Genomic DNA, 13,974 nt, shown 5'->3' with positions numbered 1-13,974 from the left:
AAAACAATTTTAAAAAATGATTGATGAAAATTTAAATGATTTTTTTCTTATGTAAATAAAAATATAAAAGAGGATAGTAAAATAAAAAAAAATCTAATTTTTTTAACAGACTATAATTTAATAAATATAAAAATAGGATTTCTTACTGATGGAAGTATTGTAAATGATAATAGACTTCGTTTAACTACAAAAGGGTAAAAGATATTAAATTCAATAAGAAATAATAACATAAAAAATTTAGATGATTTGTATAATATAAATATATCAATAGAAAATAACCCCGTTTTTAATAATAATCCAAGTATTAATGTTTCACCAACTTTTAATAATACTAATAATGTTTCAAATGAAAATAATAATATTAGTAATATTAGAGAGTTAATAGATTTAGAAAAAATTATAAAAAATAACTCTAATGTTGATGATGATAGTAAACAAAAAATTATTGATACTATAAAAAAGATTGAAGAAGCAAAAAATAAAAAAGATGTTAAGGCTTATATTGATTTATATTCTAAATTATTAACTTCATTACAAGCTACTTTCAATATTTCACCTTTTATAATTCAAGGTTTTGAGTGGTTAAAAAATTTGTTTTGAATAAAAATTAATTAATTTGTTGTTTAATGTTGGGTAATCAGCCAGATACTCTATATGTATTTAGTTAAATAATCTATATCCTTAATAAACTCTGATAGCTTTGCTAAGAACTGCATTTTATAGGTTATATACTATATTTAATATGTATGTTTTTAATATAAAATTATAGCAATTGCACTTTTTGTAACTTTGACGAAGCCCGCAGAGCGTAAGCGGCAAAAAAGTTGATAGTATATTTACAAAATATAAAAAATTTCAGTATATCTAAAAACTTTATAAATATAAAAATTTAATTAAGCCTAATTGTTGAAATAAATATTTCTTATATTTGTTATATGTAATAATCACTCAAAAATTAATTATATATTTTTTATAGCTATTATATATATTATTATTTAATAAAAATTATATTTTATTAAATTCTTCTTTTACTATTAAATATGATCCTTTATATATGCTCGACAAATTATTATTGGAATAGTTAAATTTTTCATTAACTTCATCATAAGGTACAATATTTTCCAAATCGTTTATATTGCATCCATCTTTTGATTTTAGTTTTTGTGATAATTCTTTTATAGTTTTGTCAGATAAATAATTATTATCAATAATATTTATTAATTTTTTGGTATAATCTTTTTCTTTTTCATTAGAACATTTTTCAAAGAATTTATTTAACCTAATATTTATATCTAATTTTGATTTAGGCTTCTTTATATTTTTTCTTCTTAGTAATTCTTCATCAAGTCCTTTTAATTTTTCGCTAGGAGAAAGATATTTTTCTTCTTTATTTGCTTTTAAAGTTCTGAATAAATTTTCTATATTAAAATCTATTTTTGATCCTTTAAGTAAAGATCCAAAAACTCCATTATCAGTTTGAACTATTTCAAGTAAACCTTCAAAATCTGATTCACGCCTTATAATAATATTGTTTTCTATAGATTTGATTTTTTCTAAAAGTTTTTCATTATTTTTCAACTCATTATAAATTGATCTGTATTCAGTATCCCAACTCAAATCATCATCTGCTAAAATTTCATTTTCTCTTTTTAATGAAAATAAAGAGTTAATCTCATCATCATCTTTTAATATTTTAGTATCATTTCCAAATATAGCATTTATTAAATTTAGTTTGAAATTTGAAATTTGCCAGTTTTTTATATCCTTCTGAGCTTCTAGTCTTGGTATAAAATTATGTATGTATATTTTATCGAATAATTTTTTTCCTATTCTGTTTATACGTCCTACTCTCTGTATTACTCTAGTAGGGTTGTATGGAATATCATAATTTATTATTACTCCTGCTCTATGAAGATTGATACCTTCTGATAATGTGTCTGTTGCTATAAGAAGGAAATAATCGTTTTTTTGTTTATCTTCTTTTATGGAGGCATCAAAATTGTCTGCTACTATATCTCTATTTTTTGATTCAGAAGTTGATTTTAATGGTTTGAAAATATTATTTAATTCTTCATCTTTTTGTATAGATTCATAGAGATAATCGGCAGTGTCTTTGAACTCGCTAAATATTATTATTTTTCTTTTATCATTTTCTTTTTTGAAGCTTTTTAATTTTTCTATTAATTTCTGGAATTTTTTATCTTTATCAATTCCTATATTTTTCCAATCTTTTTGTATTTGTTTAAGTATTTTTAAATCATTATCGAAGTCTTCAAAGAATTGATTGTCCAAAACTTCTTTTACGTTTTCTATAATTTTCAAATCTTCATGTTCTTTCTTTAATTTTGTGAAATCTAATTCTATTTTATCATATTCTATATCATTGCTGTCATCTATATCATTGTTAGAGAAAAAATCTTCTATATAAAGCATATCGCCTTTTTTATATATAGGATAACAATTAGATCTCTCAATCCAATCTTTTATAGTTTTATATTTATCTATCATGTTGTCTATGCTTTTTTTAAATGCGTATATAGAACTTTCAAATCTCCTTACAAGCAAATGCTTCATAAATTTGGTTAAGTTTCTTGATGATACAGATGCAAAATCTCTATTGATATTTTCTCCGTATACATATTCTATTATTTCCATAGATTTTTTCTGTTCTTCTATTGTGGTGCTTCTTAAATATACTAATGGTTCATAACGTACTGCCTTGAATTTGCTTCTGTTTTCTTTTTCACTATTATTTTCATTATTGTTTTGATAATTAAATAATGTATTTTCTTCTTTTTTATTAGTATTTCCATCATTGTTATTCGGAGTGATTTTTTCAAATGTATCTGCATATAATTGAGAAATATCACCTAAATTGTAATCATGAAGCTGAGGGCTTGCTACATCATTTAATTGTGCATTTTGTTTTTCTAAATCTTCTTTGTATTCTTTGTCTTCAAGCAAATCTTTTCTAGTTCTTCTTATGATGATAGGGTTTATTAAACTTAATATTTCTTTTGATATTTTTTTTATCTTTTTCTTGTTATCTTCTTTGTTATCATCTTTTTTATAATCCATTTTTAAAGATCTTTCTTCTTTTAATATTTTTGATTTTATTTCTCCTATATTATTGTCGGTTGTGAGCATTCTGTCAAAAATATCTATTAAAGAAAATATATCTGATGTGGTGTTATGCATAGGTGTTGCTGTAAGGAGCATAACTTTATTCATAGAACATATATTTTTTATGAGGCTATATGATTCTGTTTTGTTGTTAACAAATTTATGAGCCTCATCTATAATAATAAGTCTTGATTTTCTATGATTTTGAACATATACATATATTTCATCTAATTTTCCAGAACTTTTAATTACAGCATTTAATTTAAACTCTGAATTATAATTTTCCCAAGAGTATATAATTTTTGGAGGAGATATAATTATTATTTCTTCAACGGTTTTCATTTTGAGGAGATTTGCTGCTATTGTAGAAGCTATTATACTTTTACCCAGTCCTACAACATCGGATATCAAAACACCATTATATGTGATGATGCTTTTGATTGCATTTTTTACAGCGTCTAATTGATACTTATAATCTACATAATTATAGTCATTAGGTCTGCATAATAATTCTTCATTGGAAATGTAATTAAAATATTCGTATATTACTTTTAGATACACTTCATAAGGAGTAGGGTATATTGTATTTATTTCAGCATCAGGCGGTTCATATTCTGGGTTTTCAGTATTTTCATTTTTAATTCCTACATTATTGAAGAAATCTTCATGATTTTCTATGCTTAATATATTCTGACTATTTTTCCATTCTTCTTCAAAAATTTGATATGCTTTTTCAAATATACCTGTACTATGAACATTAATTTCTCTTTGACCTTGAAGTCCTGCTGAAGAGAAATTACTAGAACCTATTATTACATCGCCGCTTAAGTTTTCAAATGTATGTGTTTGAGCGTGTTTTAACAGATATACTTTTGCATGGGTTTTTTCTTTGGCACTTCTGATTTCAAGTGTTGAGTTTTTACATTTTGTTTTAAATAATTGCAGTACCTGAGCATTTTTTGGATTTTGGCTTAATTGATATATAGTATAATCTTCAAAATCTTTTATTTCTTCCTGATTACTTTTTGGACTTTCTTCATTGCAGTAGTTTATGTATATACGGTGTACTTTTGGGTCTATATTCATACCCATAATGATTCTTACTTTTGCATTTAAAAATATTTCTCTAGCTTTATCATCGTTAGCTATATCATAAAATGCACTAAAAAAACAGTATCCAGCAAGTATACATATTTCTTCAATCTTATTTTTATCTGATTTAAATATATCAAAAACTTTTTTATTAGAATTATTTATTATATTCGCCATATATATTCCAAATTATAATTTTTTATGATTATAACATTAAATAGTATTTTAATGAAGTACGATATATTTGAGTATATACCTGAACAAATATATTTTGGCAACTTTTCTACATTATATAGATATTATAAAAAAGTAATTGTTTAGGTGTGTAAAAGTAAAATAAATATTGTTTATTTTTATGCAGTTTTGATATATGATTATAGTATGAAAATTTAGGAGTATCTCTATGGCTAAAAATAGTAATACAAAAAATAATACTGTAAATAATTTTAAATTTGATGAGGCTTATGATAAAAATAAATGGGCTGAGCATTTGGGAGAGAATTTTACAGAGAAATATGGTTCTATAAGCAGTGAGGAAGAGATACTAGAGAAAAATAAGGATTTTTTAAAGAGCGTTATTTGGATTGGGGACTTGAATGTATGCGATAATAATGATGAGACTATCGGCGTGTATGAAGTTCGCATAACAAATACTAGGCTTGCAAGCAGAGTAAAAATTTCAAGGCTATGCAGTAAGATACTTAGTGCCGGAGAGTACGGTAAGGGTATATTTTTTATATTGTATGAGGATAAAGAGGGAATATATAGGGTTTCTTATGTGAAGCATGACAGGATAGGTGTATTTGTAGGAAATGCTATTGAGATAAAGAAGGATTATAGTAATCCTAAGAGATATACTTTTTTGCTTGGCGAGGGTATAAAGGTACATACTCCGCAGAGCAGACTTACAAGCGATATTTTTAAAAGTGTTGCCAGTATAGAAAATGCATTCAGTGTGGAAGGCGTTAATAAAGAGTTTTATAATGGGGTTAAAAAATATTTTGAGTATATACATAATGATGTAATAAAATATTTTGATAAAGATGAGAATAAGGCTAAAGAGTTTGCATTAAGATTTTTGGGACGCGTGCTTTTCTGCTGGTTTTTGAGAGAGAAGGAACTTATACCGAATGATATATTAAATAGCGTTGTTTTTGAGAATCTTAAATATAAAGAAAATTATTACAGCGATGTACTTGAGGATTTATTTTTTAATGTTCTTAATATGGATATGGAGAAGCGAAAATTTTCAAAGGACAGAGTGATATATAATTATGAGAAGAGCATACCATTTTTGAACGGCGGATTATTTTCAAAGAAGGAAGACGATGAGGCAGTAAAAACAATAGACGATAATATAATAAAGGAACTATTTGAATTTTTTGATATGTACAATTTTACTGTTGATGAGAGTGCCCCTTTCGATGTTGAGATAAGCATAGACCCTGAAATGCTAGGACGTATTTTTGAAAACCTACTTGCAGAGATAAACCCAGAAACCGAAAAGAGTGCGAAAGACGAATCAGGTTCATTTTATACACCACGCGAGATTGTGGACTATATGGTGATAGAGGCTATAAAGCTTTATCTGTATAAAAAACTTCCTGATATGAAAGATAAGATTGACGGGATTTTTGATGTTGAAGAGAGCATAGAGTACAGCGATAAAGAAAGGGAGCTTATTTTAAAGAATATACATGACATGATCATATTAGACCCAGCCTGCGGCAGTGGGGCTTTTCCTTTGGGTATACTTCAGAGGGTTTTTAATGTGATTGATAAGCTAGACCCTAAGCATGAGTATTATAAGGAATTAACATTAAAAGATGTAACTGACCCAATAGTTAAAGCAAAATATGAAAAATTTTATAGTACTAAAGAATTTAATTATATATACAAATTATTTATTTTACAAAAAAGTATATATGGTGTAGATATACAGCCTATAGCTATTGAAATAAGCAGATTAAGGGCTTTTTTATCATTGATTATTGATGAAGAAAAAAATGAAAAAGAAGACAATCTAGGTATTAATCCATTACCGAATTTAGATTTTCAATTTATATGTGCAAATACTTTGGTTCCTTTAAAATTAAATCCTACAGAAAAAATGTTTATTGAAGGGCATATAAAAAATTTAAGAAAATCTGTGAAAAATTATTTTAATATACATGATAAAAATGATAAAAAAGTTGCAGAGAATGATGTTGAAGCATTTTTTGAACAGATAGAAAGAGATGAAAATTTGGAAAGGGAAACAAAAAATATAATATGTTCTTGGCATCCATTTAAAAATAAACCTGCATTATATTTTGATTATGAATTGCAATTCGGTTTGGATAGGAAATTTGATATAGTTATAGGAAACCCACCTTATGGACTTAAATTACCAAAAAATACAGAAAAAACATATAAAGAAATATATGGAAGTGTTCCTGATTTACAAATTCAATATTGGTTTCTTTTATTGGGTAAAAAATTAATATCTAATGATGGTTATATATCATATATAATACCTAATTCAATTATGTTTAATGTTTTTGCAGAAAATTTTAGAATGAAATTACTAGAAAATAAAAATTTAGTATATATGGTTGATCTTTCTCAATATCATATATTTAAATATGCTAAGGTAAGGAATATTATAATAACACTTTCAAATAGAAATGAAGATAGAATAAAATATATACCTTGTCAAAATATTAATAGTTTAAAAGAGTTACTAAATAAAAAACAAGAATATATTGATAATAATATTTTAAATACATTTATTAGAAATTGGAGTTTGATATTTTTAAAATCAAAAGAAAATTTGTCTATAGTAAAAAAGATAGTAACTAATAAAAATACTGTGCCATTGGAAAATTACTATAAAGGTTTGATTTCTCAAGGTGTTATAGCATATGATAAATATAGAGGTCAATCTGAAGAAACAATAAAAAGTAGGAAATTTCATTCAAATAAACGAATTAATAAAAATTATAAAAAATGGCTATATGGAGAAGATATAACTCCATATTCAGTTAAATGGAATGAAAAAGAATATTTTAATTATTGTGATGAAGTTGCTAATCCTAGAAAACCTTTTTTCTTTAATTCAAAAAGAGTATTAATAAGAGAAGTTACAAATCCATCTATATATGCTGCATATTCTGATGAAGAAATGTATCATGATCCTAGCATAATAGTTATAGTTGAAAATTCTGAAAATCCTAAACATTTATTATTTTTGTTGGGTTTGTTGAATTCTAAGTTAATGACATTTTATCATTTTAATTCATCTCCTAAAGCTTCAAAGGGACTTTTTCCTAAATTATTAATTGATGATATAAAAAAATTACCTATAATAAAAGCAGATGATAAAATAATAAATCAAATTAATAAATTAGTTCATAAATGTATAGAATTAAAGGAAAATGATGAAACTGCTGATATAAAATTAATACAGAATGATATAGATAAAATAATATATAAATTATACAATATTACTGAAGATGAAATTAAAATTATTGAAGGTAATTTTTAGGTTTTATGGGTTGAGTGAGGATGAGATTATGGTTATTGAGGGGTAGGTCTTTGGAAAGAAGGCAAACCGTTTTTGGTACTTTTTTGTTTAGTCAAAAAAAGAACCTTATGTCCTCGCTTTGCTCGGACACGCTTCGTGAAATCCTGCATTTTTAACCTAAAACTATGGTATTACACCATATTTAATACATATTCTTAAAATATTAAGCTGTAGTATGTGCGTTTTTTGCAACTTTTTTGTGCGGCAAAAAAGTTGATAATTATATATAAAGTGTATCATTTGAAAAACTTAAAAATTTTTAGTACACATATCAAACTAATAAATTTTCTATATCATTTAGTTTTACATAAATATAATCATTATATAAAATTTATTTATTAATTACTTTCTCTAACTCTTCTTTTATACTCAAAGCCATTTTGTCATCGAAACTTGAAAATGAATTCTTTGTGTATAATATGTTTTTGTTGCTGTCAATTACTATTATCCAAGGAAGCCATTTAACATTATACTCATCAGAAATATTTTTGTATTTATCAACATCAACTTCAGTGAAAATCAAATTATCATCTATGAATTTTTTTAGTTCTTCATTTACGAATACTTTCTCTTTAAGCTCATAACAATTCGCACACCAAACAGCAGAGAAATCTATTAGTATTGGTTTGTTGTTTTGTTTTGAAAGTTCTAATGCTTCATTGTATGTTATATGATTTGAAACTTCATTCTTTTGTTTTATGAATCCGTAAGTACAGCCTAATGCTATTGATATAATTACTACAGAAACGAATATTTTTATTTCTAATGCACTTAACATAGCAGATTTATTTTTAATTATGTAAACTAATACTGCAAATACTAATATCGCAGCTGAAGCAAGTATATAACTTATTTTATTAAATCCAATTACACTGAAAAGTATATTAGCATAATAGAAACTTATTATCATCATTAGGAAAGTGAAAATATATTTAACATATACCATCCAAGTTCCAGCCTTAGGCATTTTTGTAAGTATTGAAGCGAATGTACCAAGAATGAATAATACAGAAGCGAAACCCAAAGCATAAACAGCCATGTATAGAGTGGCGAACACAGGATTAAGAAAACCTATTTCCAATATAACCGCTATTATAGGAGCAGCACAAGGAGTGGCAACTATTCCTGCAAGAAGCCCCATTATATATTTATGAAACACTGACTGATTTTTTTTGCTGTATGCATTCGTTTTTGCTGACTGTAAAAATGAAGGAGCTTTAATCTCATAAAAACCTGCCATTGAAAAAGTAAAGTATAAAAATAGCAATACTAAAATAGTTAAAATAATAGGATTATATCCAATGCTTCCAAATAGAATAGTTTTATGAAAAGCAAATCCAGCCACAGAAACTACAGCACCTAAAAGAGTATATGTTGTGATTACTCCAAATGCAAATAAGAGCGAAGCTAATACACTTGATTTTTTATTGTTTTTTTCATCCGTTGTTGTTCCTAAAATAGACACTGTTATTGATAGTAATGGATAAGTACAAGGTAAAAGCACAGATGCAAGTCCTGCTGCAAATATTAAAATTAATGTTATAAATATATTATTACTTCCTTTTATATAATTTTCTATAGAGCTTGCATTTTCTGTTTTTTTATCTGCTATAGTGTTTGAATTGTTAGGAATATTAATTTCTTCTCCATAAAGTATTTCACTTTTAGGCTGTAAGCATACATTATCTTTTGCTGAGCATAATTGATAAGTTGATTTTATAAAACTTATATTATTTATATCTATATCATTTAGTATAAACTCCTGCTTGCCCTTTATAATAATATCATTATGATATTTTTCACCTTCAGGATATTTTGTATTTATTTCTTTATTATCAGCAAAGAATAAAATTTTATTTGCTATATCTGATTTTAGATAAGCATAATATCCTTCTGGTATATCAGCATTTACTATTAACATGTTATTATTTGTTGATATACTGAAAGTTATTTTTGCTTCTTTAATATTACCTACATTTAACAAATTATTATTAAATTGGGGATAAGAAATATTTATAATTATTATAAATATTGAAAATATGTATTTTATGTTTTTCATTATTATTTTGACTCCATTGTTTTTATTTTATCATATTTAGCATAGCAACAATTGTTCGTATTATAAAACATTAATTAATAGAATATGTTAAATAATAGGTCTATGTTTTATATAATGCCTGAAATATAAAGTAAGAGATATGGCTATAATCATTACTATTGCAGCATATATTGATAAATCTTTATATTGTACTCCAAATGAAAGCAATATGCCGCCGTATTTAGCTCCTATTGCATTTCCTAAATTAAAAGAACTCTGATTAAATGTAGATGCAAGATTAGGGGCACCCTTTGCCTGTTCAACAACTAGAGATTGAAGCATTGGACATATTGCAAATCCTGCTATACTCCATACTATTAAATCTGATACCATTGGTATTAATTTTGTATTAACATAAAGCATTATAATCTGTATTATTATCATAATAATCATCATTGATATTAATGATTTTATTAAACTTTTATCTCCTAGTTTTCCGCCTATGAATGTACCTATTGTAAGTCCAGCACCTATAAAAAATAATACTTTTACAACAGTTTCTTTATTAACCATAGTAACATTTTGCAGTATAGGGTCTATGTATGTGAATATTGTGAATAAACTTGCTGATGTTAATACGGATAATATAAGAGGTATAAATACTCTTCTATGTCTTAAAATCTTAAACTCTCCTATAACATCTCCGCTAGGCATTGTAAGATTTGATGGAATAGATTTTATTAATGCTAATATTGCTAAAACTCCTAAACTGCTTACAAGCCAGAATGTAGCTCTCCATCCAAATTTTTCTCCTATATAAGTGCCTATTGGAACGCCCAATATATTTGCAAGACTTACTCCCATAAATACTATAGCAATAGCCTGAGATCTTTTATTTTCACCAGCCATTTCAGAAGCTACTACTGATGCTATTCCGAAAAAAGTACCATGACATAATGCCGCCAAAACTCTTGCAATCATTAAAAAACTATAATTAACAGATACAGCACATAAAATATTTCCTATTATAAACATTATCATAAGTGAAAGCAAAGTTTTTTTTCTAGAAAGTTTCATTGTAAGTATAGCAAGTATAGGAGCTCCTACTACAACTCCCATAGCGTACATTGATACTAAAGCACCAGCCTGAGGTATAGTTACACTTAAGTCTTCAGCAATTTCTGATAATAATCCCATTATAACATATTCGCTTGTGCCTATACAAAATGTTGAAAATGTCAGCATAAATATAGCAAAAGGCATTTTTAATCTCCGATATAATTTATTTTAATTGTGATAAATTTTATATATAATTTTTTATCTGTCAATTACATTTTTAGAAAAATTATATTAGTATTTAAAATAGTTTTATGATTAATTTTTTAATTCATATATAAGTAAGAAAGAATTATTTTATATTAGTTTTAAAAAGTACTTTATAAGATTAACTATTAAAATTATTTAATTTAAAAACAAGTTTATTAATATACTTTATAATTAAAGTCAAATAAAAATAGAGATGCATATATGCATCTCTATTATAATATACAATAATAATTATATAAAATAAATTAATGCCCGCACCCGCAATCGCAGTCTGTAACTTTTATATCGCAGACTTTTGTATCTGCATCAGTATTATTGTCTTTTTCTCCTAAAGGATAAAGAAGTCTTAAAGCATTAAGAACAACTATAACAGTAACTCCTGTATCAGCAAATATAGCAAGCCACATACTAGCAAGTCCCAAAGCCCCTAAAATAATAGCTCCGAATTTTATTACCAATGCTAAAAATATATTCTGCAATACAACGGTATGATTTTTTTTAGCAAGCTTAATTACAGCAGCAACTTTAGAAGGCTTATCATCCATTATAACAACATCTGCATTCTCTATAGCCGCATCAGAACCAAGCCCTCCCATAGCAATACCAACATCAGCACGTGCAAGAGAAGGAGCATCATTAATACCATCGCCTACAAATATTGAAGACTTTGAATCCTTCATCATATCTTCCAATACACTAACCTTATCCTCAGGCAAACATCCTCCCTTAAATGATTGTATACCCATCTCATGAGCAAATGCTTCCACCCTGTTAACATTATCTCCGCTTATCAATGCAGTTTTTATATTCATAGAATTAAGAAGAGAAATAGCTTCTTTTGTATCATCTTTTACGCTGTCATCAATGAAAAAACCTCCTGCATATTCATTATTTACAGCAATATGAACATTAATATTATTACTTATACTAGGTATGCCTATATTGTTTTCTCTTAATAAATCTAATCCTCCTATAAGCACGTTCTTATTATCAACCACAGAAACAGCACCCTTTCCTCCTACATCTTTATGACTAGTAATTAAACTGTCATTTATAATACCGTTATAATTTTTCTTATAATGCTCAACTATAGACAAAGCTATAGGATGAGAAGAGCCGCTTTCAGCTAATGCAGAATATTTAACTAAAGTTTCATTATCATATATACCCATATTATGTATATCTATTATCGAAAATTCACCCTTTGTGAGAGTTCCAGTTTTATCAAAAATAACTTTCTGAGTCTTGGCAAGCGAATCTAAAAATACCCCTCCTTTAACCATTACTCCTATTTTAGAAGCTCTGCCTATAGAAGCAAAATATGTTAAAGGTATTCCAACCATAAATGCACAAGGACAAGATACTACTAATAATGTTAAAGAACGCTGAAACCAGTTACTAAATACATCCTTCCCATATATTAATGTAGGTATAACAGTAAGAAAGATAGCACCGAATACTACTATAGGCGTATAAATTCCTGCAAATCTGCTTATAAATTGTTCTATATTCGCCTTTCTGTTTTGTGAATCCTGAACAAGTTTTAATATTTTTGCTATTGATGATTCAGCATAAGCCCTCACAACCTTAGCCTTTATAGTATTCTCACCATTAATAGTACCTGCTAAAACTTCATCATTAACTTTAACACTTCTAGGCATGCTTTCACCTGTTAAAGCCTTAGTATCAATCCAGCTCTCACCTTCATATATAACAGAGTCCAGAGGTATTTTCTCAAAAGGATTAATTATTATATTGTCATCAATATGAACCTCAGATATATCAACTTTTTCAACATTGCCGTTTTCTCTTATGATGTTTGCAGAATCAGGTCTTATTGCCATTAATGCTGCTATAGTACGTTTAGATTTATCAACAGCCATATCTTCAAAATACTCACCTATCCTATAAAATATAAGTACAGCTAAAGCCTCAGGAAGTTCATGCAGTATAATAGCTCCAACAGTTGCTATGCTCATAAGAAAACTTTCACGCATAAACTTGCCTTTTATAAAATCTAAAGCGGCATTTTTAAATACTTCCCTTCCCAAAATCAAATACGGTATAAAAAATATAATATACTCTATAACACCATGTATAGTTTTGTGCAAAGAGTATAGTAATATTAATACTATAAGTCCTAGAGAAATCTCTAATAAAAATAAAAGCCTCTCTTTATTCTTTAACATGTTCATACCCCCAAGTATAAATTTTTTCAATATGTTCATCATCCAATCTATAAAAAACATGAAGTCCAACCTTTCTTTTTTTCACGACCCTAGCCTGCCAAAGCATTTTTAAATGCTGAGATACGGAAGGCTGCTTCATATCAAGAAAAGATGATAATTCATGTACGCATAATTCTTTCTCGCTTAAAGCTGATATTATTTTAAGTCTTGTAGGATCTGAAAACACAGAAAAGAAATCTGCTAAAAGCGAAAACTCATCATCATTCGGAAGTTTAGGCATGAATGATGATATATTTGTATCTGCTGTATTAACTTCGCAGTCATCATCAGAATCATTAATATTTTTCTTTATATTTTTTTTCATACAAATCCTTATATAAGTATATTAGAATATTATAATATACTTATATAACAATTAAGTCAATACGCTTTTAAAAAAATTATTCTGTAATAAAAAAATTGTGTCAAGAAGAAAGTAAACAATATTTAAAAATAAATAATGTTTTAAATAAAAAAATAAATAAATATTACATACAGAATTTTTTTATAATATTTTATTTACAAGGCTTAAATTTAATTTTTGTAATAATTTTATAAAATATCATCATAAAAAAATTATTTATTTTAATAGCCAGCAATCA

The 13,974-nt window shown here is 26.4% G+C and carries 7 protein-coding genes; 2 read left to right on the top strand and 5 right to left on the bottom strand.

Annotation, left to right across the window (positions count from 1 at the left end):
* Positions 1-246 precede the first annotated feature (246 nt).
* The gene (locus tag Q0J69_RS06570; RefSeq protein WP_297205277.1) at positions 247-600 is read left to right on the top strand and encodes a hypothetical protein; all 354 of its coding nucleotides are present in this window, start codon (positions 247-249) and stop codon (positions 598-600) included.
* A gap of 405 nt (positions 601-1,005) precedes the next feature.
* On the opposite strand, the gene Q0J69_RS06565 is transcribed toward Q0J69_RS06570, so the two are convergent.
* Positions 1,006-4,392, bottom strand: coding sequence for a helicase-related protein (locus Q0J69_RS06565; RefSeq protein WP_297205276.1), 3,387 nt, complete (start codon positions 4,390-4,392; stop codon positions 1,006-1,008).
* A gap of 226 nt (positions 4,393-4,618) precedes the next feature.
* On the opposite strand from Q0J69_RS06565, the gene Q0J69_RS06560 reads away from it, so the two are divergent.
* Positions 4,619-7,741, top strand: a complete 3,123-nt coding sequence (locus tag Q0J69_RS06560; protein ID WP_297205275.1) for a TaqI-like C-terminal specificity domain-containing protein — start codon at positions 4,619-4,621, stop codon at positions 7,739-7,741.
* 370 nt (positions 7,742-8,111) lie between these two features.
* Here Q0J69_RS06560 and Q0J69_RS06555 read toward each other — a convergent pair whose 3' ends face one another.
* From Q0J69_RS06555 to Q0J69_RS06540, 4 genes are all read right to left on the bottom strand, one after another.
* Positions 8,112-9,839: a cytochrome c biogenesis protein CcdA gene (locus Q0J69_RS06555; protein ID WP_297205273.1), complete on the bottom strand. Its 1,728-nt coding sequence runs from the start codon at positions 9,837-9,839 to the stop codon at positions 8,112-8,114.
* Between the two features lie 87 nt (positions 9,840-9,926).
* Positions 9,927-11,081, bottom strand: a complete 1,155-nt coding sequence (locus tag Q0J69_RS06550; protein WP_297205272.1) for an MFS transporter — start codon at positions 11,079-11,081, stop codon at positions 9,927-9,929.
* 308 nt (positions 11,082-11,389) lie between these two features.
* On the bottom strand, positions 11,390-13,333 hold the full coding sequence (locus Q0J69_RS06545) for a heavy metal translocating P-type ATPase (RefSeq protein ID WP_297205271.1): 1,944 nt from the start codon (positions 13,331-13,333) through the stop codon (positions 11,390-11,392).
* Positions 13,320-13,697: a metalloregulator ArsR/SmtB family transcription factor gene (locus Q0J69_RS06540; protein WP_297205270.1), complete on the bottom strand. Its 378-nt coding sequence runs from the start codon at positions 13,695-13,697 to the stop codon at positions 13,320-13,322. Before Q0J69_RS06540 ends, Q0J69_RS06545 begins: the two co-directional genes overlap by 14 nt.
* Positions 13,698-13,974: the final 277 nt, after the last annotated feature.

The sequence above is a fragment of the uncultured Brachyspira sp. genome (assembly GCF_944388875.1).
Taxonomy (GTDB): Bacteria; Spirochaetota; Brachyspiria; order Brachyspirales; family Brachyspiraceae; genus Brachyspira.
The sequence above is the reverse complement of the archived record's forward strand: the minus strand, read 5'-3'. Positions and strand labels throughout refer to the sequence as shown.

Coding starts and splice junctions, on each gene's coding strand:
- Q0J69_RS06560 (WP_297205275.1), top strand. CDS start 4,619: ATGGCTAAAAATAGTAATACAAAAAATAATACTGTAAATAATTTTAAA.
- Q0J69_RS06545 (WP_297205271.1), bottom strand. CDS start 13,333: ATGTTAAAGAATAAAGAGAGGCTTTTATTTTTATTAGAGATTTCTCTA.
- Q0J69_RS06540 (WP_297205270.1), bottom strand. CDS start 13,697: ATGAAAAAAAATATAAAGAAAAATATTAATGATTCTGATGATGACTGC.
- Q0J69_RS06555 (WP_297205273.1), bottom strand. CDS start 9,839: ATGAAAAACATAAAATACATATTTTCAATATTTATAATAATTATAAAT.
- Q0J69_RS06565 (WP_297205276.1), bottom strand. CDS start 4,392: ATGGCGAATATAATAAATAATTCTAATAAAAAAGTTTTTGATATATTT.
- Q0J69_RS06550 (WP_297205272.1), bottom strand. CDS start 11,081: ATGCCTTTTGCTATATTTATGCTGACATTTTCAACATTTTGTATAGGC.